This window comes from Streptomyces sp. NPDC002868 (assembly GCF_055563295.1).
This window is the reverse complement of the sequence record NZ_JBVHDR010000012.1, coordinates 94695-120032: the sequence shown is the minus strand read 5'-3', so window position 1 is coordinate 120032 and position 25338 is coordinate 94695. Positions and strand designations below refer to the sequence as shown.

The 25338-nt window shown below is 69.3% G+C and carries 26 protein-coding genes and 2 pseudogenes; 26 read left to right on the top strand and 2 right to left on the bottom strand.

Annotation, left to right across the window (positions count from 1 at the left end):
• Window positions 1-344 precede the first annotated feature (344 nt).
• On the bottom strand, window positions 345-1193 hold the full coding sequence (locus ACZ3H8_RS30670; RefSeq protein WP_467407430.1) for an SAM-dependent methyltransferase: 849 nt from the start codon (window positions 1191-1193) through the stop codon (window positions 345-347).
• Between the two features lie 209 nt (window positions 1194-1402).
• On the opposite strand from ACZ3H8_RS30670, the gene proS reads away from it, so the two are divergent.
• The 18 genes and pseudogenes from proS to ACZ3H8_RS30580 all read left to right on the top strand — a co-directional run bounded on the left by proS (window position 1403) and on the right by ACZ3H8_RS30580 (window position 16036).
• Entirely contained in the window at window positions 1403-2815 is a 1413-nt protein-coding gene (gene proS / locus ACZ3H8_RS30665) for a proline--tRNA ligase (RefSeq protein ID WP_467407428.1), read from the top strand.
• A 203-nt stretch (window positions 2816-3018) separates the two neighbouring features.
• On the top strand, window positions 3019-3648 hold the full coding sequence (locus ACZ3H8_RS30660) for a hypothetical protein (RefSeq protein WP_398984733.1): 630 nt from the start codon (window positions 3019-3021) through the stop codon (window positions 3646-3648).
• Between the two features lie 219 nt (window positions 3649-3867).
• On the top strand, window positions 3868-4308 hold the full coding sequence (rpsP, locus tag ACZ3H8_RS30655; RefSeq protein WP_467407427.1) for a 30S ribosomal protein S16: 441 nt from the start codon (window positions 3868-3870) through the stop codon (window positions 4306-4308).
• A 2-nt stretch (window positions 4309-4310) separates the two neighbouring features.
• Entirely contained in the window at window positions 4311-4550 is a 240-nt protein-coding gene (locus ACZ3H8_RS30650) for an RNA-binding protein (RefSeq protein ID WP_046087411.1), read from the top strand.
• A 79-nt stretch (window positions 4551-4629) separates the two neighbouring features.
• Window positions 4630-5184: a ribosome maturation factor RimM gene (gene rimM, locus ACZ3H8_RS30645; protein WP_467407425.1), complete on the top strand. Its 555-nt coding sequence runs from the start codon at window positions 4630-4632 to the stop codon at window positions 5182-5184.
• Window positions 5184-6005 (top strand): tRNA (guanosine(37)-N1)-methyltransferase TrmD, encoded by an 822-nt coding sequence (trmD, locus tag ACZ3H8_RS30640; RefSeq protein WP_467407424.1) that lies wholly within the window; start codon window positions 5184-5186, stop codon window positions 6003-6005. The genes rimM and trmD overlap by 1 nt, the downstream gene beginning before the upstream one ends.
• Before the next feature lie 131 nt (window positions 6006-6136).
• Complete coding sequence (gene rplS / locus ACZ3H8_RS30635; RefSeq protein WP_307660845.1) at window positions 6137-6487, top strand: 50S ribosomal protein L19; 351 nt, start codon at window positions 6137-6139, stop codon at window positions 6485-6487.
• A gap of 81 nt (window positions 6488-6568) precedes the next feature.
• Window positions 6569-7372: a signal peptidase I gene (lepB, locus tag ACZ3H8_RS30630; protein WP_467407422.1), complete on the top strand. Its 804-nt coding sequence runs from the start codon at window positions 6569-6571 to the stop codon at window positions 7370-7372.
• A pseudogene (gene lepB / locus ACZ3H8_RS30625) lies at window positions 7365-8370 on the top strand (signal peptidase I); the annotation flags it as partial. The gene lepB (ACZ3H8_RS30630) and the pseudogene lepB (ACZ3H8_RS30625), both read left to right, overlap by 8 nt.
• On the top strand, window positions 8333-9262 hold the full coding sequence (gene lepB, locus ACZ3H8_RS30620; protein WP_467407421.1) for a signal peptidase I: 930 nt from the start codon (window positions 8333-8335) through the stop codon (window positions 9260-9262). The pseudogene lepB (ACZ3H8_RS30625) and the gene lepB (ACZ3H8_RS30620), both read left to right, overlap by 38 nt.
• A gap of 72 nt (window positions 9263-9334) precedes the next feature.
• Window positions 9335-10123 (top strand): signal peptidase I, encoded by a 789-nt coding sequence (gene lepB / locus ACZ3H8_RS30615; RefSeq protein WP_398984747.1) that lies wholly within the window; start codon window positions 9335-9337, stop codon window positions 10121-10123.
• A 91-nt stretch (window positions 10124-10214) separates the two neighbouring features.
• A complete protein-coding gene (locus tag ACZ3H8_RS30610; protein ID WP_467407643.1) occupies window positions 10215-10712 on the top strand; it encodes an NUDIX hydrolase in 498 nt (165 codons plus the stop codon).
• A gap of 55 nt (window positions 10713-10767) precedes the next feature.
• The gene (locus tag ACZ3H8_RS30605) at window positions 10768-11076 is read left to right on the top strand and encodes a DUF2469 domain-containing protein (RefSeq protein ID WP_003965949.1); all 309 of its coding nucleotides are present in this window, start codon (window positions 10768-10770) and stop codon (window positions 11074-11076) included.
• Between the two features lie 99 nt (window positions 11077-11175).
• The gene (locus ACZ3H8_RS30600; protein ID WP_467407419.1) at window positions 11176-11547 is read left to right on the top strand and encodes a YraN family protein; all 372 of its coding nucleotides are present in this window, start codon (window positions 11176-11178) and stop codon (window positions 11545-11547) included.
• Complete coding sequence (locus tag ACZ3H8_RS30595) at window positions 11547-13163, top strand: YifB family Mg chelatase-like AAA ATPase (RefSeq protein WP_467407418.1); 1617 nt, start codon at window positions 11547-11549, stop codon at window positions 13161-13163. The genes ACZ3H8_RS30600 and ACZ3H8_RS30595 overlap by 1 nt, the downstream gene beginning before the upstream one ends.
• The gene (dprA, locus tag ACZ3H8_RS30590; RefSeq protein ID WP_467407416.1) at window positions 13163-14338 is read left to right on the top strand and encodes a DNA-processing protein DprA; all 1176 of its coding nucleotides are present in this window, start codon (window positions 13163-13165) and stop codon (window positions 14336-14338) included. The genes ACZ3H8_RS30595 and dprA overlap by 1 nt, the downstream gene beginning before the upstream one ends.
• A 242-nt stretch (window positions 14339-14580) precedes the next feature.
• Complete coding sequence (whiG, locus tag ACZ3H8_RS30585) at window positions 14581-15417, top strand: RNA polymerase sigma factor WhiG (RefSeq protein WP_307660839.1); 837 nt, start codon at window positions 14581-14583, stop codon at window positions 15415-15417.
• Window positions 15418-15478: 61 nt separating this feature from the next.
• The gene (locus ACZ3H8_RS30580) at window positions 15479-16036 is read left to right on the top strand and encodes a TetR/AcrR family transcriptional regulator (protein WP_467407641.1); all 558 of its coding nucleotides are present in this window, start codon (window positions 15479-15481) and stop codon (window positions 16034-16036) included.
• Window positions 16037-16154: 118 nt separating this feature from the next.
• Here the strand turns inward: ACZ3H8_RS30580 and ACZ3H8_RS30575 are convergent.
• A pseudogene (locus ACZ3H8_RS30575) lies at window positions 16155-16769 on the bottom strand (M23 family metallopeptidase); the annotation flags it as partial.
• 258 nt (window positions 16770-17027) lie between these two features.
• Here ACZ3H8_RS30575 and rpsB point away from each other — a divergent pair.
• The 8 genes from rpsB to ACZ3H8_RS30535 all read left to right on the top strand — a co-directional run bounded on the left by rpsB (window position 17028) and on the right by ACZ3H8_RS30535 (window position 25337).
• Window positions 17028-17978 carry a 30S ribosomal protein S2 gene (gene rpsB, locus ACZ3H8_RS30570; protein ID WP_467407415.1) on the top strand — a complete coding sequence of 317 codons (951 nt, stop codon included), beginning with the start codon at window positions 17028-17030 and terminating at the stop codon, window positions 17976-17978.
• A 106-nt stretch (window positions 17979-18084) separates the two neighbouring features.
• Complete coding sequence (tsf, locus tag ACZ3H8_RS30565) at window positions 18085-18921, top strand: translation elongation factor Ts (protein ID WP_398984758.1); 837 nt, start codon at window positions 18085-18087, stop codon at window positions 18919-18921.
• 160 nt (window positions 18922-19081) lie between these two features.
• Window positions 19082-19864: a UMP kinase gene (gene pyrH, locus ACZ3H8_RS30560; RefSeq protein WP_307660836.1), complete on the top strand. Its 783-nt coding sequence runs from the start codon at window positions 19082-19084 to the stop codon at window positions 19862-19864.
• A 142-nt stretch (window positions 19865-20006) separates the two neighbouring features.
• Window positions 20007-20564, top strand: coding sequence for a ribosome recycling factor (frr, locus tag ACZ3H8_RS30555; protein WP_307660835.1), 558 nt, complete (start codon window positions 20007-20009; stop codon window positions 20562-20564).
• On the top strand, window positions 20564-21682 hold the full coding sequence (locus tag ACZ3H8_RS30550) for a phosphatidate cytidylyltransferase (protein WP_467407413.1): 1119 nt from the start codon (window positions 20564-20566) through the stop codon (window positions 21680-21682). Before frr ends, ACZ3H8_RS30550 begins: the two co-directional genes overlap by 1 nt.
• A 195-nt stretch (window positions 21683-21877) precedes the next feature.
• Window positions 21878-22342, top strand: a complete 465-nt coding sequence (locus ACZ3H8_RS30545; protein ID WP_467407411.1) for an SRPBCC family protein — start codon at window positions 21878-21880, stop codon at window positions 22340-22342.
• A gap of 555 nt (window positions 22343-22897) precedes the next feature.
• Window positions 22898-24034: a dual-specificity RNA methyltransferase RlmN gene (rlmN, locus tag ACZ3H8_RS30540; RefSeq protein WP_467407409.1), complete on the top strand. Its 1137-nt coding sequence runs from the start codon at window positions 22898-22900 to the stop codon at window positions 24032-24034.
• A gap of 211 nt (window positions 24035-24245) precedes the next feature.
• Window positions 24246-25337 (top strand): thiamine ABC transporter substrate-binding protein, encoded by a 1092-nt coding sequence (locus ACZ3H8_RS30535; RefSeq protein ID WP_467407407.1) that lies wholly within the window; start codon window positions 24246-24248, stop codon window positions 25335-25337.
• The last annotated feature ends 1 nt before the right edge of the window (window position 25338 follow it).

Here is a 25338-nt window from a genome sequence, read left to right as displayed (position 1 = left end):
AGCTGCCGCCGGGCCGGGGGCGAGCGCCCGCAGGGTGGCGGCGCGAAGCTGCCGTTCAGGAACGCCCGTACGGCGGCGCGAAGCTGCCGTTCAGAAACGCCGGCACGGCGGCGCGCACCTGCCGTTGAGGAACGCCGGTGCAGCGCCCCGGCGAGCCGGGCGGCGTGAAGGTGCCCGCGCCAGGCATCATGCGCGCCTCCGGCGCGGGCAGTTGCTCCCGCAGGGTGCGGCGCGAAGCTGCCGTCGGCCGGGCCCGGTTCGGGGGTCCGGGGCTTGCCCCGGTTGTGGGAAGGGACGGGGAGGGGAAAGGCCCCGCGCAGCGGAACCCGCACCCCCGCCCAGCCTCACCGCGTCCGCGCGATCAGGTACCGGAACACATTCGGCATCCACACCGTGCCGTCCCGCCGCCGATGCGCATGCAGCGCCTCCCTGATCTCCTTCTCCACCTGCGACTGGTCCGTCGCCCGCACCGCCGCCGCGTACAGCCCCGTCGACAGCAGCCCCCGCACCGCGCTCTCCATGTCCGCGTAGCCGAAGGGGCACGCCACCCGGCCCGAGCCGTCCGGCTTCAGGCCCGCCTGGGCCGCGACGTCCTCCAAGTCGTCCCGGAGCGCCGGGCGCCAGCCGCCCTTCCGCAGCCGGTCGGTCAGCCGGCCCGCCACCCGCAGCACACCCGACGTCGCGCACCGCTCCGGCGGGCCCCAGCCCGTCAGCACCACCGCGCTGCCGTGCTCCGCCAGTTCGACGGCCGCCGCGACAGCCGGTCCAAGGCCCTCCGAGTCACCCGCCGCACAGCCGATCGGCTGAAACGCGGTGATCAGGTTGTACGGACCCCGCTCCGAATCCGCCGCGGCCGCCGCATTGCCTTCCGCCAGCTCGACGTCCCGCGCAGCCGCCCCCGCATCCGGAGCCATCCGTTCCCGCGCAAGCGCGAGCCGTTCGCGGTCCGTATCGACTCCGGTCACCCGCGCACCGCGCGACGTCGCGATCAGCAGTGCGAGACCGGACCCGCAGTCGAGGCCGAGCAGCCGCGTCCCGGAGCCGACCTCCAACCGCTCGTACACCGCCTCGTACAGCGGCACCAGCATCCGTTCCTGGATCTCGGCCCAGTCCCGGGCCCGCGCACACGCCTCCGCCGGTGACGGAGACGCAGACGACGCGTGGGGTCGGTGCTGGACGAGCGTTGGTGTCATCGAAAGCGCCCCAATCCGCCAAGAGGTCAGCAGAGCCCTGAAGGACAGCCCCCCGTGTGCGTACGCCTGCGCTCCCCCCGTATGCCAGAGAACTCCGCATGCGCCCGCAAGTCCAGGGGTTGAGTGGCAATGCTTGCGTGCCCCCGGCGTGCGCCCGCAGACGTCGGCCGATTCACGCTTGGCCCCGGTGTCGCCGTACGATGCGCGCCATGGCAAAGGCACCCGTTCTCACGCCCCAGGCGGAAGACTTCCCGCGCTGGTACCAGGACCTGATCAACAAGGCCGAATTGGCGGACAACGGCCCGGTGCGCGGCACCATGGTCATCCGGCCGTACGGCTACGGCCTGTGGGAGCGGATGCAGCAGGAGATGGACGCCCGCATCAAGGACGCGGGTGCCCAGAACGCCTACTTCCCGCTCTTCATCCCACAGTCTTACCTGACTCGGGAAGCTGAGCACGTCGAGGGCTTCGCACCCGAACTCGCGGTCGTCACGCACGGTGGCGGAAAGGAGCTCGAGGAGCCCGTCGTCGTACGCCCCACGTCCGAGACGATCATCAACGACTACTTCTCGAAGTGGGTGCAGAGCTACCGCGATCTGCCGCTCCTGATCAACCAGTGGGCCAATGTGGTCCGTTGGGAGATGCGCCCGCGGGTCTTCCTGCGTACGACCGAATTCCTCTGGCAGGAGGGCCACACCGCCCACGCCACCTACGAGGACGCCCGCGACTACGCCGCCTACATCCACAAGCACGTCTACGCGGACTTCATGATCAACGTCCTCGGCATCGACGTGGTGCTCGGCCGCAAGACGCCCAAGGAGCGCTTCGCCGGCGCCATCAACACCCTTACGCTCGAAGCCATGATGGGCGACGGCAAGGCCCTTCAGATGGGTACGAGCCATGAGCTCGGCACCAACTTCTCCAAGGCCTTCAACACCACGTATCTGTCGAAGGACGGCAAGCAGGAGCTTGCCTGGCAGACCTCCTGGGGCTCGTCCACCCGGATGGTCGGCGGACTGATCATGTCGCACGGCGACGACAACGGACTGCGCGTCCCGCCGCGTCTCGCCGCCGTCCAGGTCGTCGTCATGGCCATCAAGGGCGACGAGGCCGTCGCCAAGGTGCGCGAGATCGGCGACCGGCTGAAGGCCGCGGGCCTGCGCGTGCAGATCGACGACCGCACCGACACCCCCTTCGGCCGCCGCGCGGTCGACTGGGAGCTCAAGGGCGTTCCGGTACGCATCGAGGTCGGCCCGCGCGACCTGGAGGCGGGCACCGCGATGCTGGCCCGCCGCATCCCCGGGGGCAAGGAACCGGTGCGGATCGAGGCGCTGGCCGAGCTGCTGCCCAAGGTCCTCGAGGAGGGCCAGGCGCAGCTGCTGAAGGAGTCGCGCGACCGCCGCGAGTCCCGTACGACCGACGTGACGACGATCGAGGAGGCCGCAGAGGCCGCGGTCGCCGGCGGCTGGGCCCGTATCCTCTGGTCGACCCTGGGCCAGGAAGGCGAGGACAAGCTCGCCGAGCAGGCCGTGTCCGTACGGTGTCTGGTCGCCGAGGACGGGTCGGTTCCTGAGGCCGATGACGCGCCGGGTACTGTCGCGATCGTGGCCCGCGCCTACTGACGCGGCCCGCTGAGGCGCACGCTGCCCGGAGTCGGGCAGCCTCCCCGGCGCACGGCCCTTGTCTACGCGCTGGGGCGTACGCGCCGCTACGTACCACCTTGATGTGAGCTGTGAAGCTTCTCCGCAGATCGGCGCACCCGCCCTCGTCCGGACGCATCAACGGCAACTGACGGGTACGTGCAAATTATTTGGGATGCCCCGGAATGGAACCCGCGAGCGCCCCGGCTCGTTATCACGACGTGAGCACGACACCACCTGTTCTCGCCGCAGAGCTGGCACAGGCGTGGGCCGATATTCAGCGGCACCACCCCGAGCTGCCGGATCTTGCCGCGCCAGAGTCCCTGATCGGAGAGTCCTCGTCCGCCTGCGGCCACGAGCTCTCCTTCGAGCGACTGCTCCACGAGGCAGTCCATGGCATCGCCGCCGCCCGAGGTGTCCGCGACACCTCCCGCGCCGGCCGCTATCACAACCGCCGATTCCTGGCGATCGCCGAGGAGATGGGGCTGGACCATGTCGACGAGCCGCACCCCAGCAGCGGCTTCTCGCTGGTCGCGCTCAACCCCGAGGCGAAGCGGCGGTACCGACCCACGATCGAGAGACTGCAGCGCGCCCTCAAGGCGCACACCGTCGCGACGGCCTCCGACACCAAGCGCACCTTCCGCGGGCCGGCCGCCCGCCACGGCTCGTCCGGCGGTGGCGTGCGGGTCAAGGCCGTGTGCGACTGCGGCCGCAATGTCCGCGTCGTCCCGTCCGTTCTCGCCCAGGCTCCCATCGTCTGCGGCGGCTGCGGCAAACCTTTCCGTATCCCGGAAGTAGTCGCCGCCGCGAGCTGATGGCCTTTGCCCGCCGGGTCGGGCCGCCGACGGGGGCGGTGCGACACCGGCCGGGTGCAAGCCCGCCGCAGGTCTGTGGCACAATGGCTAGCTGTACTCGACAGCCGCACAGGAACCCTCTCGCCTCCGGCTGACGCGTCCATCGGGCACCCGAGTACCGCAACCCCACGTGGCATCTCGTTGTGCCCAACCACGTCAAGACCAGGAGACACCACTCCCGTGGCAGTCAAGATCAAGCTGAAGCGTCTGGGCAAGATCCGTTCGCCTCACTACCGCATCGTCGTCGCCGACTCCCGTACCCGCCGTGACGGCCGGGCCATCGAGGAGATCGGCCTGTACCACCCGGTGCAGAACCCCTCGCGCATCGAGGTCAACTCGGAGCGTGCGCAGTACTGGCTGTCCGTCGGCGCCCAGCCGACCGAGCCGGTTCTCGCGATCCTGAAGCTCACCGGTGACTGGCAGGCGCACAAGGGCCTGCCGGCCCCGGCGCCGCTGCTCGTCGCGGAGCCGAAGGACAAGCGCGCCGCGTTCGAGGCCTTCACCAAGGGCTTCGAGGGTGACGAGCCGAAGGGTGAGGCCATCACCCCGAAGGCGAAGAAGGCCGACAAGAAGGCGGACGAGGCTGCTGAGGCCCCGTCCACCGAGTCGACCGAGGCCTGAGCATGCTCGAGGAGGCTCTCGAGCACCTCGTGAAGGGCATCGTCGACAACCCGGACGAAGTGCAAGTGGCTTCGCGCAATCTGCGCCGCGGTCGCGTGCTCGAGGTCCGGGTTCACCCCGACGATCTCGGTAAGGTGATCGGCCGCAATGGCCGCACCGCGCGCGCCCTGCGCACCGTCGTGGGCGCCATTGGTGGCCGTGGCATCCGCGTCGACCTCGTCGACGTGGACCAGGTTCACTGACATACGCAGCACCGGCACGGGCCGGGGAGGGCCTTATGGCCGTCCCCGGCCCGTAGTCGTCGACAGGAGAGAGTGTTAAGTGCAGTTGGTAGTCGCGCGGATCGGCCGCGCCCACGGCATCAAGGGCGAGGTCACCGTCGAGGTGCGCACGGACGAGCCGGAACTGCGGCTCGCGCCCGGCGCCGTACTGGCCACCGACCCGGCCACCACCGGACCGCTGACGATCGAGACCGGCCGGGTGCACAGCGGCCGGCTGCTGCTGCGCTTCGAGGGCGTACGGGACCGCAACGCCGCCGAAGCCCTGCGCAACACCCTGCTGATCGCCGAGGTGGACCCGGCAGAAGTCCCCGAGGACCCCGAGGAGTTCTACGACCATCAGCTGATGGACCTCGATGTCGTCCTCGCCGACGGTACCGAGATCGGCCGGATCACCGAGATCAGCCATTTGCCCTCGCAGGACCTGTTCATCGTCGAGCGGCCCGACGGCAGCGACGTGATGATCCCCTTCGTCGAGGAGATCGTGACCGAGATCGACCTCGAGAAGCAGCGCGCCGTCATTGACCCGCCGCCCGGGCTCATCGACGACAGCGAGGCGGAGATCGCATCGTCGCGCGATGCCGAGGACGATGCCTGATGCGGCTCGACGTCGTCACGATCTTCCCCGAGTACCTGGAACCGCTGAACGTCTCGCTCGTCGGCAAGGCACGCGCGCGTGGGCAGCTCGATGTCCATGTGCACGACCTGCGCGAGTGGACGTACGACCGGCACAACACCGTCGACGACACCCCCTACGGCGGCGGCCCCGGCATGGTCATGAAGACCGAGCCCTGGGGCGACGCCCTCGACGACGCGCTGGCGAGCGGCTACGAGGCGGGCGCGCACGGCCCGGTCATGGTCGTGCCCACACCCAGCGGCCGCCCCTTCACACAGGAGCTCGCCGTCGAGCTTTCCGAGCGGCCGTGGCTGATCTTCGCCCCCGCTCGCTACGAGGGCATCGACCGCCGGGTCATCGACGAGTACGCCACCCGGATACCGGTCTACGAGGTGTCCATCGGCGACTACGTCCTGGCCGGCGGCGAGGCCGCCGTACTGGTGATCACCGAGGCCGTGGCGCGGCTGCTGCCCGGGGTCCTGGGCAACGCCGAATCGCACCGGGACGACTCCTTCGCGCCCGGCGCGATGGCCAATCTGCTTGAAGGCCCCGTCTACACAAAGCCGCCCGAGTGGCGCGGACGCGCCATTCCGGAGGTGCTGATCAGCGGGCACCACGGGAAGATCGCCCGCTGGCGGCGGGACGAGGCGCTCCGCCGTACGGCCCTCAACAGGCCCGACCTGATTGAGCGTTGCGACCCGGCCGTCTTCGACAAGAAGGACCGGGAGATCCTCTCCATCCTGGGCTGGGCGCCGGAGCCCGGCGGCCGATTTTGGCGCAGCCCCGAGGCCGTGGAAGAATAGGGCGCTGCTGTACGTCCAGCGGGCGCCCCTGCCACAGGGGGAACGACGCCCGCTCGACGTGGACGGCACTCTGATTCTCATCTCGATCATTCCGCTGATGACCTGTGGCATCGGCGAGGAAGCAGACCTTCATGGCCAGCCTGCTCGACTCCGTCAACTCCGCGTCGCTGCGCAGCGACGTTCCCGCCTTCCGTCCCGGCGACACCGTGAACGTCCACGTTCGCGTCATCGAGGGCAACCGCTCGCGTATCCAGCAGTTCAAGGGCGTTGTCATCCGCCGCCAGGGCTCGGGCGTCAGCGAGTCCTTCACGGTCCGCAAGGTCTCCTTCTCCGTCGGCGTCGAGCGCACCTTCCCGGTGCACAGCCCGATCTTCGAGAAGATCGAGCTCGTCACCCGCGGTGATGTCCGTCGCGCGAAGCTGTACTACCTCCGCGACCTGCGCGGCAAGGCCGCCAAGATCAAGGAGAAGCGCGACAACTGAGCTTCGGCTCGCCTCTCGCGCCTGAGCTTCGGCTCACACTGACGCCGGGTTCACAGGGCCGCCGGATAGGCTCTGGCCCCGATGGACACCGAAGCGAAGCACACGGAGCGCGACCGCTCTTCCGCCCCCGAAGCCGGGGAAGAGGGAGAGGGGTCGCGTTCTGTGCGTTCATCGAGCCGCTCCGGACAGTTGGGAAAACGTCTCTCCGGGATGTCCTGGCGCAGGGCGGGGCTGCTCGGCGTCGTCTGCACCGTCGTCGTGCTGCTGTTCAGTCACTTCGTGGTGCAGCCCTTCCAGATCCCCAGCAGCTCCATGGAGCCCACCCTTCAGGTCGGCGACCGGGTGCTGGTGAACAAGCTGGCGTACCGTTTCGGTTCCGGGCCCCAGCGGGGGGACGTCGTCGTCTTCGACGGCACAGGATCCTTCGTACAGGAGGGCCTGGAGGAGAATCCGGTCAGCGCCCTGACGCGCGGTGCGCTCGCGGCGCTGGGGCTGGCCGAGCCCGCCGAGACCGACTTCGTCAAGCGCGTCGTCGGTGTGGGCGGTGACAGAGTGGTCTGCTGCGACAAGGGGGGCAGGGTCGAGGTGAACGGCGTACCGGTCGACGAGAGATATCTCCATCCCGACGACGTCCCGTCCGAGGTCCCCTTCGACATCGTCGTTCCGCAGGGCACTTTGTGGGTCATGGGAGACCACCGGAGCCACTCGCGTGACTCCCGCGACCATCTCGGGGAGCCCGGCGGCGGCATGGTGCCCGTCGACAAGGTGATCGGACGGGCGGACTGGGTCGGCTGGCCGATCGGGCGCTGGACCTCGCTGGAGGGGACCGACCTCTTCGTGGGCGTACCTGACGCGGAACGAATGCCGGGCGGCGCCCATGGGTAACCGCGGGCGTCGTGCGAGTCACCGGGCTGACACCCGGCTGCCGACCGGGACCCGGCCGACGGACGGCGCCAGGACGCTGCCCGGCCGGGCGGAGCGGCGCAGGCTCGCGCAGAAGGTGAAGCGCAAGCGTCGCCGGTCGGCCGTGAAGGAGATACCCCTCCTGATCACCGTGGCTCTGCTGATCGCGCTGGTCCTGAAGACGTTCCTGGTGCAGGCCTTCGTGATCCCGTCGGGCTCGATGGAGCAGACCATACGGATCCAGGACCGTGTACTGGTGGACAAGCTCACCCCGTGGTTCGGCTCCAAGCCGCAGCGCGGGGATGTCGTCGTCTTCAAGGACCCCGGCGGCTGGCTCCAGCAGGAGCAGGCCCCCAAGAAGGACGACCCGATCGTCGTCAAACAGGTCAAGCAAGGCTTGACCTTCATAGGGCTGCTGCCGTCGGACGACGAGCAGGACCTGATCAAGCGGGTGGTCGCGGTCGGCGGGGACACCGTCAAGTGCTGCGACAAGGACGGGCGGGTCACCGTCAACGGCGTACCGCTCATCGAGCCGTATCTGAACCCCGGAAACGTTCCCTCAACGCTCAAGTTCGAGGTCAAGGTGCCGGCCGGGCGGATCTTCGTGATGGGCGACCACCGGGCCAACTCGGCTGACTCGCGCTTCCACCTCGACGAGAAGGACCGGGGCACCGTCTCGGAGGAGGAGGTCGTCGGGCGAGCGGTCGTCATCGCCTGGCCGGTCAGCCACTGGCGCAAACTCGAAGAGCCGGAGACATACGCATCCGTCCCGAACGCGCGTGCCGGGTCGACCTCAGCGCTCTCCCCGTCGAATAGGGTGTCACCTCAGGATCTGAACGGGATGATCCTGCTCCCGAGCCCTGCGGAACTCCCGCTCGTTATGGGAGTGGTGGGCTTGCTCCGACTTCGGGGCAGGCGGTTCGCACGGAGTGAGGAGTGGATGTGGGGGATGTGGCCGTCGGCGCACGATCCGGACACGATGAGCCGGAGGAAAGGCCGGGGAAGCTCGCCGAGCCGCCCGCGGCCGTAACGGACGAAGCGGCGGCTCGGACGCCGGGGACGGCGGGAACGGTGGATGCCGAGAGCGGATCCTCCGAGGACAGTGGTACGGGACAGAAGAAGCAGCGATCCTTCTGGAAGGAACTGCCGCTCCTGATCGGTATCGCGCTGCTTCTCGCGCTGCTCATCAAGACCTTCCTGGTGCAGGCCTTCTCGATCCCCTCCGACTCGATGCAGAACACCCTGCAGCGCGGCGACCGGGTGCTGGTCGACAAGCTCACCCCGTGGTTCGGCTCGGAGCCCGAGCGCGGTGAGGTCGTCGTCTTCCACGACCCGGGCGGCTGGCTGGAGGGTGAGCCCACCCCCGAACCGAACCCTGTGCAGAACTTCCTCAGCTTCATCGGCCTGATGCCGTCGTCCGAGGAAAAGGACCTGATCAAGCGGACGATCGCGATCGCCGGCGACACGGTGGAGTGCAAGAAGGGCGGCCCGGTCAAGGTCAACGGGAAGGCGCTCGACGAGCCGTACATCTACCCCGGCGACACCCCCTGCGACGACCAGGCGTTCGGCCCGTTCAAGGTGCCCAAGGACCGGATCTGGGTGATGGGCGACCACCGCCAGAACTCCAGGGACTCCCGCTACCACATGGAAGACGTGAACAACGGCTTCGTACCGGTCGACAAGGTCGTCGGACGCGCTGTCGTGGTGGCCTGGCCGCTGAACCGCTGGTCGACGCTGCCGGTGCCCGGCACCTTCGACCAGCCCGGGATCAACACCGCTGCCGCTGTCATGTCGGCCGGTCCCGTCCTGGGCGTTCTGCCCTTCGCGCTGTGGCGCCGCAGGAAGCTGACCGCGGGGCATACCGCCGGGTAGGGTGCCGTCCCAGATCGCCGATCTCCGAGGATGGCTCTTGGGGACCGAATCTCCGAGGTGGGGAGCGCTGGGATGAGCGGAACAGTACGTACGGACGACGGCCGTGGCCGGCTCGGCAGTGCATTGTCGGGCCTGGCCGTGGCCGTCGGCTGTGTGCTCTTCCTCGGGGGGTTCATCTGGGGGGCCGTGGTCTACCAGCCGTACACAGTGCCGACCGACTCGATGTCCCCGACCGTGATGGCGGGTGACCGGGTACTGGCGCAGCGGATAGACGGCGACCAGGTGCGGCGCGGCGACATCGTGGTGTTCCGCGATGCGCAGTGGGGCGATATGCCGATGGTGAAGCGGGTGGTCGGCGTGGGTGGCGACAAGATCGCCTGCTGCGGCGACGGCGGCAAGCTGACGGTCAACGGCACGGCGGTTGAGGAACCGTATCTGCGCAACAAGGGGCTCGCTTCGCCGGACCGCTTCACGGCCACGGTCCCCAAGGGGCAGCTGTTCCTGCTGGGTGACGAGCGCAGAGGCTCGCTGGACTCCCGCGTCCACCTCCAGGACCCCGGGCAGGGGTCGGTGCCGCGCTCGGCGGTGACGGCGCGGCTGGACGCCGTGGCATGGCCGCTGGACGGCGGTCTGCTGGACCGGCCGCAGGGCTTCGCTGTGCTGCCGGGCGGTGTGTCGCAGCTGGGCCCGGTGAAGCTGGTGGTCGGGGCGGTGGTGGTCGGGGCCCTGTTGATCGTGGGCGGTGCGACCTACGGTCCGATCGCGCGACGGCTTTCGAGGAAGGGGCGCGGGGCCTCGGGCGCCGGTGGCGGCGGACGCGGGGGCTCGGGGCGCGGAACGGCGGCCGCCGGTGTCGGCTGAGGGCCGCGAGGGCGGGGACCACGACAGGGAGCTGCGGGACCGTGATGGCGGGTCGGCCCCTGAGAAGGAGCTGCGGGCTCCCGAGGGCGAGCTGCGGGCCCGCGAGGGCGAGCTGCGGAAGGTCGCACGGGTCGTGCTGCTCGATCCGCAGGACCGCATTCTGCTGATGCACGGGTACGAGCCCGAGGATCCGGCCGACCGCTGGTGGTTCACACCGGGCGGCGGCCTGGAGGGCGACGAGACCCGACAGGAGGCCGCGCTGCGCGAGCTGGCCGAGGAGACCGGGATCACAGAGGTGGAACTGGGCCCGGTGCTGTGGCGCCGGACCTGCTCATTCCCGTTCGACGGACGGCGCTGGGACCAGGACGAGTGGTACTTCCTGGCACGTACCGCACAGACGGTGACGGCCCCGCACGGACTGACGGAGCTCGAGCAACGCAGTGTCGCTGGGCTGAGGTGGTGGACCTACGCCGAACTGTCGGCGGCGCGTGAGACGGTGTATCCGACCAGGCTCGCCGAGCTGCTGCGCACGCTGTTCGACGAGGGTCCTCCGAGTGCACCCGTGGTCCTGGCCCCAGAAATCGTCTAGGGGCGCAGGGGGCTGGAGCACAATAGGGGGACGCACGGCTGAAGGGGAACATGCCATGAGCGCCGAGGACCTCGAGAAGTACGAGACCGAGATGGAGCTGAAGCTCTACCGGGAGTACCGAGACGTCGTCGGGCTGTTCAAATACGTGATCGAGACCGAGCGTCGCTTCTACCTCACCAATGACTACGAGATGCAGGTGCACTCCGTACAGGGCGAGGTTTTCTTCGAAGTATCGATGGCGGATGCCTGGGTCTGGGACATGTACCGACCGGCCAGGTTCGTCAAGCAGGTACGCGTGCTCACGTTCAAGGACGTGAATATCGAGGAGCTGAACAAGAGCGATCTCGAGCTTCCCGGCGGCTGACGCTCGGGTGGCTGAGTTATCCACAATGGACGGGTTATCCACCAAGATCAACTAGGGATGGTCTGACGCGTCACAGTCGGTGCCGGAGGTGGTGCCGATATGAACGCGACGGGGGCACTGGGGCGGTACGGCGAGGATCTGGCGGCGCAGCTGCTAGCCGGTGCCGGCATGACTGTGCTGGCACGGAACTGGCGCTGTGGGCGGGCCGGTGAGATCGACATCGTCGCCCGGGACGGCGACGCGGTGGTCGTCTGCGAGGTCAAGACCCGCAGAGCCGGTGCTGACGGACCGTATGAGCATCCGATGGCCGCGGTCACGCCGACGAAGGCGGAGCGGCTGAGACAGCTCGCCGAATGCTGGCTGGAGCGGCATGGCGGACCGCCGCCCGGCGGGGTGCGTATCGATCTCGTGGGCGTGGTCCTGCCCAGACGCGGCGCACCGCTCGTCGAGCATGCGCGGGGGGTGGCCTGATGGGGTTCGCGCGTTCCTGTTCCGTGGCGCTGGTGGGCGTCGAGGGCGTGGTGGTCGAGGTCCAGGCGGACCTGGAGCCGGGCGTGGCCGCGTTCACCCTGGTGGGGTTACCGGACAAGAGCCTGGTGGAGAGCCGGGACCGGGTCAGGGCGGCGGTGGTGAACTCCGGCGCCGAGTGGCCGCAGAAGAAGCTCACCGTGGGGCTCAGCCCGGCGTCCGTGCCGAAGGGCGGAAGCGGGTTCGATCTTGCCGTGGCCTGTGCCGTGCTCGGTGCGGCGGAGCGCATCGACCCCAAGGACATCGCCGATCTGGTGCTGATCGGCGAGCTGGGTCTGGACGGCCGGGTGCGGCCGGTGCGCGGGGTGCTGCCCGCCGTCCTCGCGGCCGCCGAGGCGGGCTACCGGCAGGTGGTCGTCCCCGAGCAGACCGCGGGGGAGGCCTCACTGGTGCCGGGAGTTTCGGTCCTCGGTGTGCGGAGCCTGCGGCAGCTCATCGCCGTACTGACCAATGGACCGGTGCCCGAGGAGGAGCCGGTCCCGGAGGGCAGCCCGGACCCCATGCTGGCCGGGCTGATGGTGCCCGGCACGGGGGTGGGCACGGGGCTGGCGAGGGATCCGGCGGACGGCCCCGACCTGGCCGATGTCGCCGGGCAGCGCGCGGCACGCACGGCTCTGGAGGTCGCTGCCGCGGGCGGTCACCATCTGCTGCTGCACGGACCGCCGGGCGCGGGCAAGACCATGCTGGCGGAACGGCTGCCCGGGGTGCTTCCACCGCTGACCAGACGGGAGTCCCTGGAGGTCACGGCAGTGCACTCGGTGGCGGGCATCCTGCCGCCGGGGGAGCCCCTGGTGCGTACGCCGCCGTACTGCGCGCCCCACCACTCGGCGACGATGCAGTCGCTGGTCGGCGGAGGCAACGGGCTGCCGAGGCCCGGAGCGGTGTCGCTGGCCCACCGGGGCGTGCTGTTCCTCGACGAGACTCCCGAGTTCTCGGGCAAGGCGTTGGACGCCCTGCGGCAGCCGCTGGAGTCGGGGCATGTGGTGGTGGCGCGCAGCGCGGGGGTGGTGCGGTTGCCGGCCCGCTTTCTGATGGTCCTCGCGGCCAACCCCTGCCCCTGCGGGCGGCACACCCTGCAGGGGGCGGGGTGCGAGTGCCCGCCGTCGGTGATCCGGCGGTATCAGGCGCGGCTGTCCGGGCCGCTGCTCGACCGGGTCGATCTGCGGGTCGAGGTCGAGCCCGTCAATCGCAGCGATCTGCTCTGCCAGGGCGGCCGGGGCGAGCCGACGGCGGCCGTCGCGGCACGGGTCCGGGAGGCCAGGGAGCGTGCCGCGGTCCGGCTGCGGGACACCCCCTGGAGCGCCAACAGCGAAGTGCCGGGCCATGAGCTGCGTACGCGCTGGCTGGTCGCGCCCGGGGCACTGGCCGCGGCCGAGCGGGACTTGGAGCGGGGTCTGCTCACGGCGCGCGGACTCGACCGGGTGCTGCGGGTGGCGTGGACGATCGCGGATCTGGCGGCACGGGACCGGCCGCAGGCGTACGACGTGGACCTGGCCCTGGAGCTGCGCACCGGGATCTCGCGCGGTGCGCCCATGCCTGTCGGCGGGGGAGTGCACTGATGCGCGAATCGGGGGCGGGCGCGGGGGAGCAGGAGCGGATCGCGCGGGCCGCGCTGACGCGGGTGATCGAGCCGGGCGACGAGCACGGCGGGCGGTGGCTGCGCGAGTTCGGGGCCAGGGATCTCTTGGCGCGGCTCACCTCGGCGGAGCACGAGGACGCGGCGCTTGCCGGGGCCACGGCGCGGCGGCTGGCGGGCTACCGGATACGGGCGGCGGCGGCCGAGCCGGACCGGGATCTGGCGGCGGTCGCCGCGGTCAAAGGGCGCTTCATCTGCCCCGGCGACCAGGAATGGCCCACCCAGCTCGACGACCTCGGGGACGCCAGACCCATCGGACTCTGGACGCGAGGAGGGGCCGACCTGCGGAAATGGGCGCTGCGCTCCGTCGCCGTCGTCGGGGCCAGAGCCTGCACGCCGTACGGGGCGCACATGGCGGCCAGCCTCGGTTCCGGGCTCGCGGAGCGCGGCTGGGTCGTGGTGTCGGGGGCGGCGTTCGGGGTCGACGGCTCCGCGCACCGCGGCGCACTGTCCGCGGGCGGGGCCACCGTCGCCGTACTCGCCTGCGGTGTCGATGTCGTCTATCCGCGCGGCCATGCCGAATTGATCAGGCGCATCGCGGAACAGGGGCTGGTCATCGGGGAGTTGGCGCCGGGCAGTCATCCCACGCCCAGCAGATTCGTCCTGCGGAACCGGGTGATCGCAGCGCTGACCAGGGGCACCGTCGTGGTCGAGGCCGAGTACCGCAGCGGTTCGCTGGTCACGGCGCGCAGCGCGCAGAAGCTCGGACGCTTCACGATGGGAGTTCCAGGGCCTGCCACCAGCGGGCTCTCGGCCGGTGTGCACGAACTCCTGCGCGGTGAGGGCGTGCTGGTCACCGATGCCGACGAAGTGGCCGAGCTGGTCGGCGGCATCGGCGAGCTGGCACCGGACAGACGTGGTCCTGTGCTCCCCAGGGATCTGCTGGATCCCATGAGCGCACGGGTTCTTGAGGCCCTTCCGGCCCATGGCGCGGTCGGCGGGGAGCGGGTGGCCCGCGACGCCGGGACGACGACCGACGAGACGCTCGGCAGGCTGTACGAACTGCACTCGCTGGGCTTTGTGGAACGGCACGGGGACGGCTGGCAGTTGACGCACACCGCGATCGGCGGTTCGAACGCGCGGCGAGGCGGTCCTTGACCTGGAGCATTCGGGTGAAAAGGTGATGGCGATGACCTTTGCAGGCCTGTCGGCGACACCTGAGGGGCCGGCGCCGGCGGCGTCGGCACCGGTTCGAAGGTATGGGCGACGGCAGGTACCCGCACAGGTTCGTTCCCCCGTCCTTCGCCCACCGCAACACCGCAGTCACGCTACGCTCACCTCGATTCCGGCCCAGACGCTCGTCCCCTCCCCCCTCACAGCAGAACGGCTCAAGGCAACGCATGCCCCAGCACACCTCCGGGTCTGACCGCGCGGCAGTGCCACCCGCTGCCCGTGGCACCGTGCGGCCCCCCGCTCCCTCGTCGCTCGACGAGTTGTGGCGGTCGTACAAGGCCACGGGTGACGAGCGGCTGCGGGAGCAGTTGATCCTGCACTACTCACCGCTGGTGAAGTACGTCGCGGGCCGGGTGAGCGTCGGGCTGCCGCCCAACGTCGAACAGGCGGACTTCGTCTCCTCCGGAGTCTTCGGACTCATCGACGCCATCGAGAAGTTCGACATCGAACGGTCCATCAAGTTCGAGACATACGCGATCACCCGGATCCGCGGCGCGATGATCGACGAACTCCGCGCGCTCGACTGGATCCCGCGCTCCGTGCGGCAGAAGGCCAGGGCCGTGGAGCGCGCCTACGCCACGCTCGAAGCGCAGCTGAGACGTACACCTTCGGAGTGCGAGGTTGCCGCCGAGATGGGCATCGCGGTCGAGGAACTGCATGTGGTTTTCAGCCAGTTGTCGCTGGCCAACGTCGTCGCGCTGGAGGAGCTGCTGCACGTCGGCGGCGAGGGCGGCGACCGGCTCAGCCTGATGGACACCCTCGAGGACACCGCCGCCGACAACCCGGTCGAGGTGGCAGAGGACCGGGAGCTGCGCCGGCTGCTCGCGCGCGCCATCAACACCCTGCCGGAGCGCGAGAAGACCGTCGTCACCCTCTACTACTACGAGGGCCTCACCCTCGCCGAGATCGGCAATGTCCTCGGCGTCACGGAGAGCAGGGTCAGTCAGATCCATACGAAGTCGGTGCTTCAGCTGCGGGCGAAGCTGGCCGACGTCGGACGTTGACGCTGAATCGTCCCTGCCTCATCCGTAGAGTGGAGGCGTGCCCAGGATTCGAGCGGCCTCCGTGGCCGAGCACCGGACCATGCAGCGCGGCGCCCTGCTGGACGCCGCGCGCTCCCTGCTGTCCGAAGGTGGTACGGAGGCGCTGACCTTCCCCGCCCTCGCCGAGCGCACGGGCCTGGCCAGGTCCTCCGTCTACGAGTACTTCCGCTCGCGCGCCGCGGTCGTCGAGGAGCTCTGCGCGGTCGACTTCCCGGTCTGGGCGGCGGAGGTCGAGGCCGCGATGCAGCAGGCGGACACGGCAGAGGGCAAGGTCGAGGCGTACGTACGCCAGCAGCTGGAGCTCGTCGGCGACCGGCGCCACCGGGCCGTTGTCGCGATCTCCGCGAGTGAGCTGGACGCCGGGGCGCGGGAGAAGATCCGTGCCGCGCACGGCGGGCTGATCGCGATGATCGTGGAGGCGCTCGGCGAGCTGGGTCACGACCAGCCAAGGCTGGCGGCGATGCTGCTGCAGGGTGTGGTGGACGCCGCGGTGCGCCGCATCGAGATCGGCGCGGCGGAGGACCCGTCGGCGATCGCCGAGGCGGCAGTGTCGATGGCCCTGCGGGGCGTGCAGGCCTGACCCCGCAAGGGCCTCGCGGACCGGGAGGGCCCGGTAGGCCGGGCTCCCGAGCCCGGCGCAGGCCCCGGTGCGTCAGGGCGACAGTGATCAGCAGCAACGCCGCGTGCAGCGCTGTCCCGGACGACCCCGCGAGAACGGGCGTGGCAATCCGTGCGGCGACCGGAGCGACAGTCGCCTCAAGAGGCGGGACGCCGAACACCGGCAGCAGCCGGGACGGCGATCGGCGCAGCAGCCAGGGCGGCAGCAGGGACAGCGGATCCAGATACTCCGCGCCGCGCAGCAGCCCCCAGTGCAGACAGCCCGCCGCACAGTGCGAAGGGCCCGGCTCGACGGTCGCCACCACCTGGCCGGCGCTCACCTCCGTTCCCTCGGGGAGCAGCGGGCGCACGGGTTCGTACGTCGTGCGCAGCGGCGGTTCACCCGTACCGGTGAGGGTGAGGGAGAGGACGCCGCGGCCCGCGACCCGGCCCGCGAAGAAGACCCGGCCGGGCGCCGCCGCGCGCACCGGGGTGCCCGGCGGCGCGGCCAGATCCACGCCGCGGTGCCCCGGCCCGTACACCGAGTCCGGTGGCTCCCAGCCGCGTACGACGGTGGGCCGCGGCGGACCCACCGGCCAGCTCCGGTCGCGATCGAGGGCAGACGCCGGGGGCGCACCCACAATGAGCAGGGCAGCGGCAAGGGCAACGACAACGGCGACTACAGGTACGAGAAGTCTGCGGATGCGGCGGTACATGCCACAGACCGTCCCGCGGAACCCCGCAACCGCGTGGATCATGGTCCCGATCTGTGGAGTACTGACCGGTTGTGGACAGCGCCGTCACCCGGCACCGCGCCGGTCCCGTACACTTCTTCTGGCGATCCGGGTCACCGGGTCGACTTCGCACGCCCCGCCACCACACCCTCTTCAGGTCGGTGGCCGCGCTCCTCGGTCCCTTGTGGCACGGCGCGTCGGGGCGTCAGGACATAACCGAGAATCCAAGGAGATACGGCCATGGCCGTCGTCACGATGCGGGAGCTGCTGGAAAGCGGCGTCCACTTCGGTCACCAGACCCGTCGTTGGAACCCGAAGATGAAGCGATTCATCTTCACGGAGCGCAACGGCATCTACATCATCGACCTGCTCCAGTCGCTGTCGTACATCGACCGCGCCTACGAGTTCGTCAAGGAGACCGTCGCTCACGGCGGCTCCATCATGTTCGTCGGCACCAAGAAGCAGGCCCAGGAGGCCATCGCCGAGCAGGCGACGCGCGTTGGCATGCCGTACGTCAACCAGCGTTGGCTGGGCGGCATGCTCACCAACTTCTCCACCGTCTACAAGCGCCTTCAGCGTCTGAAGGAGCTTGAGCAGATCGACTTCGAGGATGTGGCCGCGTCCGGCCTCACCAAGAAGGAGCTGCTGGTTCTCTCCCGCGAGAAGGCCAAGCTGGAGAAGACCCTCGGTGGCATCCGCGAGATGCAGAAGGTGCCCAGCGCCGTCTGGATCGTCGACACCAAGAAGGAGCACATCGCCGTCGGTGAGGCGCGCAAGCTCCACATCCCGGTCGTCGCGATCCTGGACACCAACTGCGACCCTGACGAGGTCGACTACAAGATCCCGGGCAACGACGACGCGATCCGCTCCGTCACCCTGCTCACCCGCGTGATCGCCGACGCCGTCGCCGAGGGCCTCATCGCCCGTTCCGGCGTCGCCACCGGTGACTCCAAGCCGGGCGAGAAGGCCGCCGGCGAGCCGCTCGCCGAGTGGGAGCGCGACCTCCTCGAGGGCGAGAAGAAGGCGGACTCCGACGAGGCTGCCGAGGCTCCGGCCGCCGCCGAGGCCGAGAAGCCGGCCGAGGCCGCTGCCGAGGCCCCTGCCGCCGAGGCGCCCGCTGCCGAGGCTCCGGCTGCCGAGGCCCCGGCCGCCGAGGCCGAGAAGCCGGCCGCGGACGCCGAGCAGGCCTGACCGCTCAGGTTCGGTAGTTGACGGCGGGGGACGGTGCCACAAGCACCGGCCCCCGCCGCTCACCCGTAGATCTTCGACTTTCGACTTTCGAGAGAGATTCAAGGACATGGCGAACTACACCGCCGCTGACGTCAAGAAGCTCCGCGAGCTCACCGGCGCCGGCATGATGGACTGCAAGAAGGCGCTGGACGAGGCCGACGGCAACGTCGACAAGGCCGTCGAGGCTCTGCGCATCAAGGGCCAGAAGGGCGTCGCCAAGCGCGAGGGCCGCTCCGCCGAGAACGGCGCCGTCGTCTCCCTCATCTCGGACGACAACACCTCCGGTGTCCTCGTCGAGCTGAAGTGTGAGACGGACTTCGTCGCCAAGGGCGACAAGTTCCAGGCCGTCGCGGCCGCGCTCGCCGCCCACGTCGCCGCGAGCTCCCCGGCCGACATCGAGGCGCTGCTCGCCTCCGAGATCGAGCCCGGCAAGACCGTCCAGGCGTACGTCGACGAGGCCAACGCCAACCTCGGCGAGAAGATCGTCCTGGACCGCTTCGCGCAGTTCACCGGTGGGTACGTCGCCGCGTACATGCACCGCACCATGCCTGACCTCCCGCCGCAGATCGGCGTCCTCGTCGAGCTCGACAAGGAGAACGCCGAGGTCGCCAAGGGCGTCGCGCAGCACATCGCCGCCTTCGCGCCGAAGTACCTCTCCCGTGAGGACGTCCCGGCCGAGGTCGTCGAGGCCGAGCGCCGCGTCGCCGAGGAGACCACGCGCGCCGAGGGCAAGCCCGAGGCCGCCCTCCCGAAGATCGTCGAGGGTCGCGTCAACGGCTTCTTCAAGGAGGCCACCCTCCTGGGCCAGCCGTACGCGCTCGACAACAAGAAGTCTGTCCAGAAGGTCCTGGACGAGGCCGGTGTCACGCTGAAGCGCTTCGCGCGCATCAAGGTCGGCATCTGACCCGTTAAGCGATCGACACGGGAGCCCGCTAGGGTTCCTTACGCAGTCGCCGGTCGCGCTCGCGCCGGACGACCGCAGATCTGACGAGGAGGCCATTGCCGACAGGGATACCAGTAACCCACGGCAATGGCCTTCTTCGTATGTGCACGAGGAGATCTCCATGAACAAGGGCGCGGACGCCAAACAGGCTGCCGACGACAAGAGCGACCACGACGTCAAGAAGGTCGGGCGCTTCATGCTGAAGCTGTCCGGTGAGGCCTTCGCCGGCGGTGGAGGACTCGGCGTAGACCCCGACGTCGTACACGCAATGGCGCGCGAGATCGCCGCGGTTGTCCGCGACGGTGCTCAGATCGCGGTCGTCATCGGTGGCGGCAACTTCTTCCGCGGGGCCGAGCTCCAGCAGCGCGGCATGGACCGGGCCCGTTCCGACTACATGGGCATGCTCGGCACGGTGATGAACTGCCTCGCCCTCCAGGACTTCCTGGAGAAGGAGGGCATCGACTCCCGCGTCCAGACCGCCATCACCATGGGGCAGGTCGCGGAGCCGTACATCCCGCTGCGCGCAGTACGCCACCTGGAGAAGGGCCGTGTCGTTATCTTCGGCGCCGGTATGGGCATGCCCTACTTCTCCACCGACACCACCGCGGCGCAGCGCGCCCTGGAGATCGACGCCGAGGCCCTGCTGATGGGCAAGAACGGCGTCGACGGGGTCTACGACTCCGACCCCAAGACCAACCCCGACGCGGTGAAGTTCGACGCGCTGGAGTACGGCGAGGTGCTCTCCCGCAACCTCAAGGTCGCCGACGCCACCGCGATCACGCTCTGCCGCGACAACGCTCTTCCGATCCTTGTCTTCGAACTGCTCGCCGAGGGCAATATCGCTCGGGCCGTCAAGGGTGAGAAGATCGGCACGCTCGTGAGCGACCAGGGCACCCGGGCCTGACTCGGGGGACGTCCCTCGGGGGACGCCCCTCGAGGGATAGACAAAGTCCTGCCGGTCGGACACCGTGCAGGGGAAGACGCGACACAGGGTTCCGCCGGCCCAGTTTGACGCCGGGCCTACTCAAGACACGCAGGAGCAAGTGGTGATCGAAGAGACCCTCCTCGAGGCCGAGGAGAAGATGGAGAAGGCCGTCCTGGTCGCCAAGGATGACTTCGCCGCGATCCGCACTGGACGTGCGCACCCGGCGATGTTCAACAAGATCGTGGCGGACTACTACGGTGCGCTGACCCCGATCAACCAGCTGGCCTCGTTCTCGGTTCCCGAGGCGCGGATGGCCGTGGTGACTCCGTTCGACAAGAGCGCGCTGCGCAACATCGAGCAGGCAATCCGCGACTCCGACCTCGGCGTCAACCCGAGCAACGACGGCAATATCATCCGGGTGGTGTTCCCGGAGCTCACGCAGGACCGCCGCAAGGAGTACATCAAGGTCGCCAAGACCAAGGCCGAGGACTCCAAGATCTCGATCCGCTCCGTGCGCCGCAAGGCCAAGGAGACCATCGACAAGCTGATCAAGGACGGCGAGGTCGGCGAGGACGAGGGCCGCCGCGGGGAGAAGGAGCTCGACGACACCACCGCGAAGTACGTCTCGCAGGTGGACGAGCTGCTCAAGCACAAGGAAGCCGAGCTGCTCGAGGTCTGATGAACGACTCTTCCTGGGGGGCCCCGCCGAGAGCCGGTTTCTGGGGACCGCCCCACCAGGGGCCTGCCCCGGCGGGTCCCGCATACGATGAGCATGACGCACAGCAAACTCGGCCCATGCCCATCGTGCCGGACTTTCCCGACGCAGGTAGAGACGCCGGAGACCGCGACGACCGCGATCACCGCGACGACAGCAACGACCGCGACCGGGGGGCCGCTCGGCTGGGTGGCCCCCTGTTCCGCGACGAGATTCCGCAGGAGCCCATGCCCACCCCGCCGTCGGCCCCCGAGCCGCCGCAGAAGAAACGGGCCGGCCGTGATCTGCGCGCGGCCATAGGGGTCGGCGTCGGTCTCGGCGCTGTGATCGTCGCGTCGCTCTTCATCGTCAAGGCCGTGTTCGTCGGCGTGATCGCGGTCGCCGTCGTGGTCGGGCTGTGGGAACTCACTTCGCGGCTGGAGGAGCGCAAGCAGATCAAGGCTCCGCTGGTGCCGCTCGCGGTGGGCGGCGCGGCGATGGTCGTGGCCGGTTATGTGCGCGGCGCCGAGGGCGCCTGGGTCGCCATGGCGCTCACGGCGCTCGCAGTGCTGGTCTGGCGGATGACGGAGCCTCCCGAGGGCTATCTGAAGGACGTCACGGCGGGCGTCTTCGCAGCTTTCTACGTTCCTTTCCTGGCAACTTTCGTCGCGTTGATGCTCACCGCGGACGACGGCCCTTGGCGGGTGCTCACCTTCCTGATGCTGACCGTGGTCAGCGACACGGGTGCGTATGCCGTCGGCTGGCGCTTCGGCAAGCACAAGCTCGCGCCGCGCATCAGCCCGGGGAAGACCCGCGAGGGCCTCGGCGGCGCGGTGGCGTTCGCGATGGGCGCGGGTGCGCTGTGCATGCAGTTCCTCATCGACGACGGCACCTGGTGGCAGGGTCTGCTGCTGGGCTTCGCGGTCGCGGTCAGCGCCACGCTCGGCGATCTGGGCGAGTCGATGATCAAGAGGGACCTGGGCATCAAGGACATGGGCACGCTGCTGCCGGGTCATGGCGGCATCATGGACCGGCTGGATTCGCTGCTGCCCACGGCTCCGGTGGTGTGGCTGCTGATGGTGATCTTCGTCGGGTTCGGCTGACCCATTTGACCTGCGCTTTTATACGTGAGGGGCTCGTTGTCCACAGGCGGCGGGCCCCTCTTCGTAGCTCTGCGACACCGGCACGTCTCTGGGCCGTCAGCCTTGATTCCGGCGTACGAGGTTGCTGCCACGGAGGCGCCGCTGACTGCGCCCACGATCATGCGGCTGACGCGGCCCGGTGGTTCCATGGGGTCCATGGCAACCAGGACTGTCGTCGTCGAGCGCGTGATCCGGGCGTCTCCCGAGCGGGTGTGGGAGGCCCTGACCGACCTTGAGGGCGCGGAGCGCGTGCTCAGCGGTGTGGAGCGGATCGAGGTCCTCACCGAGGGCGGCTTCGGCGTGGGCACACGGTGGCGTGAGACCCGGCGGATGCTGGGGAAGGAGGCCACCGAGGAGATGTGTGTGACCGCCAGCGAGCCCCCCGAGCGTTTTGTGGTGGAGGCCGACTCCCAAGGCACCCACTATGTGTCGGAGTTCGCGCTGCTGACCGCCGGGCCGGAGGCGACGACCGTGCGGATGACATTCTCGGCCGTCCCGCCCGGCGGCTTCATGGGTCTGCTCGCCAAGCTGCTCGGCGGCCTCGGCGTCAGGGCCGTGAGCAGGGCGATCGCGAAGGACCTCGACGATGTCGCCGCCGCGGTGGAAAGCCGCAGCGGCTAGCCCGTTACTGCTCAGGGATTGTCGGCGGCCTCTCTTGTACCCCGCAAAAACACCCGGTCGACCACCTTGCGCGTTCGTTCTCGACTCGTGCATGAGGTGCGCGTACACCGGCAGGGTCAGGGCTGGGTCGGAGTGCCCCACGTACTCGCTCACGGCCTTGACGTTCTCTCCTGCGTCCACCAGCACCGAGGCGTAGAAGTGCCGCAGGGCATGCATCCCGTGCTCGCGGGCGGACGAGTAGGCTTCCCCCTCCCCGGGCTCGGCAATGAATCCTGCTGCGATCGCAGGCTCGGACGTACGTTCGAGTCTAGGTCCCGGCGGCCCGGTTTCGACAGAGAGACCAGCGGGGGAGAGGTTCGCCATGTTGTGGTCGACGGCTTCAGCGGTAACGCCGGCGCTGCCCGTTGGCGTGCTGGCCAGCCAGAACGCCCTTCGGCTGGGCCGTCTGTGGGCCGTCCGAGGGTGCCCAGCAGTGACCAACAACGACCGTCAATGCCCACCCCGGGCGGCAACGGCCGCAGGTCACGAGATTCGGTCTGCGACACTGATAGCACCATGCCCAAGCCCGGAGAACTCACTTTCGTCGCGCCCCGCGGAGCCAAGAAGCCCCCGCGGCACCTTGCCGACCTCACGCCCGCCGAGCGCAAGGACGCCGTCGCCGCGATCGGCGAAAAGCCGTTCCGCGCCAAGCAGCTCTCGCAGCACTACTTCGCGCGGTACGCCCACGACCCCACCCAGTGGACCGACATCCCCGCCGCCGCGCGAGAGAAGCTCGCGTCCGAGTTGCTGCCCGATCTGATGTCGGTCGTCCGGCACATCTCGTGCGACGACGACACCACCCGCAAGACGCTGTGGCGGCTGCACGACGGCACGCTCGTCGAATCCGTCCTGATGCGCTACCCGGACCGGGTGACGATGTGCATTTCGTCGCAGGCCGGCTGCGGGATGAACTGCCCCTTCTGCGCCACCGGGCAGGCGGGGCTCGACCGCAATCTGTCGACCGCCGAGATCGTGCACCAGATCGTCGACGGCATGCGCGCCCTGCGTGACGGTGAGGTGCCTGGGGGTACCTCCCAGGCCGAAGGCTCTGGGGGAGGCCCGGCGCGGCTGTCCAACATCGTCTTCATGGGTATGGGTGAGCCGCTCGCCAACTACAAGCGGGTCGTCGGCTCCATCCGCCGCCTCACCGACCCCGAGCCGGACGGGCTCGGGCTCTCGCAGCGCGGCATCACCGTGTCGACCGTCGGCCTGGTTCCCGCCATGCTGCGCTTCGCCGACGAGGGCTTCAAGTGCCGTCTCGCCGTCTCGCTGCACGCGCCGGACGACGAGCTGCGCGACACCCTGGTCCCGGTCAACACCCGCTGGAAGGTACGGGAGGTGCTGGACGCCGCCTGGGAGTACGCGGAGAAGTCGGGCCGCCGCATCTCCATCGAGTACGCACTGATCAGGGACATCAACGACCAGGCGTGGCGGGGCGACCTGCTGGGCCGCCTCCTCAAGGGCAAGCGGGTCCATGTGAACCTGATCCCGCTCAACCCGACGCCGGGATCGAAGTGGACGGCCTCCCGCCCGGAGGACGAGAAGGCGTTCGTGGAGGCCATCGCGGCCCATGGCGTGCCCGTCACCGTCCGCGACACCCGTGGCCAGGAGATCGACGGAGCGTGCGGACAGCTCGCGGCCTCCGAGCGGTAATCTTGGCTCGAACATTTACATATTCCGACAGGGGAGCGCCACAGCGCTGAGAGTGCGACCACCGCTATGAAACAGCACAGCGGTCGCAGACCCTCTGAACCTTGCCCAGGTCATTCTGGGTAGGAAGTTCGGTCACCACTCAAGCTGTTGCGCCCTGCTCACTTTGTGAGCAGGGCCGCGTCTCTTCCTGGTCACTCCAGGAGGAATTTCAGTGAGCACCACCAAGAAGTTGACGGTTACCGCCGTCGCCGCCGCTCTCGGCATCTCGACCCTCGCGGCCTGCGGCGGGGAGTCCAAGGACTCCTCCTCCGGCGGCTCGGAGTCCAAGACCGTGACGCTCGTCAGCCATGACTCCTTCGCCGCCTCCCCGGCCGTGCTGAAGGAGTTCACCCAGGAGACCGGCTACACGGTCAAGGTGCTCAAGAGCGGTGACGCGGGCGCGGCCCTCAACAAGGAGATCCTCACCAAGGGCTCCCCGCAGGGCGATGTCTTCTTCGGCGTCGACAACACCCTGCTCTCGCGGGCGCTCGACAACGACCTGTTCACGCCGTACGTCGCCAAGGGCCTCGGCCAGGTGTCCGACGAGGCGCAGCTCGACAAGGACAAACACCGCGTCACGCCCGTCGACACCGGCGACATCTGCGTCAACTACGACAAGAAGTACTTCGCCGACAAGAAGCTCGCGCCCCCGCAGTCCTTCGACGACCTGATCAAGCCCGAGTACAAGAACCTCCTCGTCACCGAGAATGCCGCGACCTCGTCGCCCGGTCTCGGCTTCCTCCTCGGCAGCGTCGGTAAGTACGGCGACGAAGGCTGGCAGGACTACTGGAAGAAGCTGAAGGCCAACGGCGTCAAGGTCGTCGACGGCTGGGAGCAGGCGTACAACGAGGAGTTCTCCGGTTCGGCCGGTGGCAAGAAGGCCGAGGCGGACCGGCCGCTGGTCGTCTCATACGCGTCCAGCCCGCCCGCCGAGGTGCTCTTCGCCAAGCCGCAGCCGACCGAGGCGCCCACCGGCGTCGCGACCGGAACCTGCTTCCGCCAGACGGAGTTCGCGGGTCTTCTCGACGGTGCGAAGAACGAGGCGGGCGGCAAGGCCCTGCTGGACTTCCTGGTCTCCAAGAAGTTCCAGGAGGACATGCCGCTGAACATGTTCGTGAACCCGGTGGTGAAGGACGCGAAGCTGCCCGAGCTGTTCACCAAGTTCGGCGCGGTCGTCGACAAGCCGGAGACCGTCGCGCCTGACAAGATCGCCAAGAACCGTGAGCAGTGGGTCCAGTCGTGGTCCTCGCTCGTGCTGAAGTAGG

Coding starts and splice junctions, on each gene's coding strand:
- ACZ3H8_RS30545 (WP_467407411.1), top strand. CDS start 21,878: ATGGCAACCAGGACTGTCGTCGTCGAGCGCGTGATCCGGGCGTCTCCC.
- ACZ3H8_RS30650 (WP_046087411.1), top strand. CDS start 4,311: ATGCTCGAGGAGGCTCTCGAGCACCTCGTGAAGGGCATCGTCGACAAC.
- tsf (WP_398984758.1), top strand. CDS start 18,085: ATGGCGAACTACACCGCCGCTGACGTCAAGAAGCTCCGCGAGCTCACC.
- rlmN (WP_467407409.1), top strand. CDS start 22,898: ATGCCCAAGCCCGGAGAACTCACTTTCGTCGCGCCCCGCGGAGCCAAG.
- lepB (WP_398984747.1), top strand. CDS start 9,335: ATGAGCGGAACAGTACGTACGGACGACGGCCGTGGCCGGCTCGGCAGT.
- rplS (WP_307660845.1), top strand. CDS start 6,137: ATGGCCAGCCTGCTCGACTCCGTCAACTCCGCGTCGCTGCGCAGCGAC.
- lepB (WP_467407422.1), top strand. CDS start 6,569: ATGGACACCGAAGCGAAGCACACGGAGCGCGACCGCTCTTCCGCCCCC.
- ACZ3H8_RS30595 (WP_467407418.1), top strand. CDS start 11,547: ATGGGGTTCGCGCGTTCCTGTTCCGTGGCGCTGGTGGGCGTCGAGGGC.
- ACZ3H8_RS30600 (WP_467407419.1), top strand. CDS start 11,176: ATGAACGCGACGGGGGCACTGGGGCGGTACGGCGAGGATCTGGCGGCG.
- ACZ3H8_RS30550 (WP_467407413.1), top strand. CDS start 20,564: ATGAACGACTCTTCCTGGGGGGCCCCGCCGAGAGCCGGTTTCTGGGGA.
- proS (WP_467407428.1), top strand. CDS start 1,403: ATGGCAAAGGCACCCGTTCTCACGCCCCAGGCGGAAGACTTCCCGCGC.
- dprA (WP_467407416.1), top strand. CDS start 13,163: ATGCGCGAATCGGGGGCGGGCGCGGGGGAGCAGGAGCGGATCGCGCGG.
- ACZ3H8_RS30605 (WP_003965949.1), top strand. CDS start 10,768: ATGAGCGCCGAGGACCTCGAGAAGTACGAGACCGAGATGGAGCTGAAG.
- pyrH (WP_307660836.1), top strand. CDS start 19,082: ATGAACAAGGGCGCGGACGCCAAACAGGCTGCCGACGACAAGAGCGAC.
- trmD (WP_467407424.1), top strand. CDS start 5,184: ATGCGGCTCGACGTCGTCACGATCTTCCCCGAGTACCTGGAACCGCTG.
- ACZ3H8_RS30660 (WP_398984733.1), top strand. CDS start 3,019: ATGGAACCCGCGAGCGCCCCGGCTCGTTATCACGACGTGAGCACGACA.
- whiG (WP_307660839.1), top strand. CDS start 14,581: ATGCCCCAGCACACCTCCGGGTCTGACCGCGCGGCAGTGCCACCCGCT.
- rpsB (WP_467407415.1), top strand. CDS start 17,028: ATGGCCGTCGTCACGATGCGGGAGCTGCTGGAAAGCGGCGTCCACTTC.
- ACZ3H8_RS30670 (WP_467407430.1), bottom strand. CDS start 1,193: ATGACACCAACGCTCGTCCAGCACCGACCCCACGCGTCGTCTGCGTCT.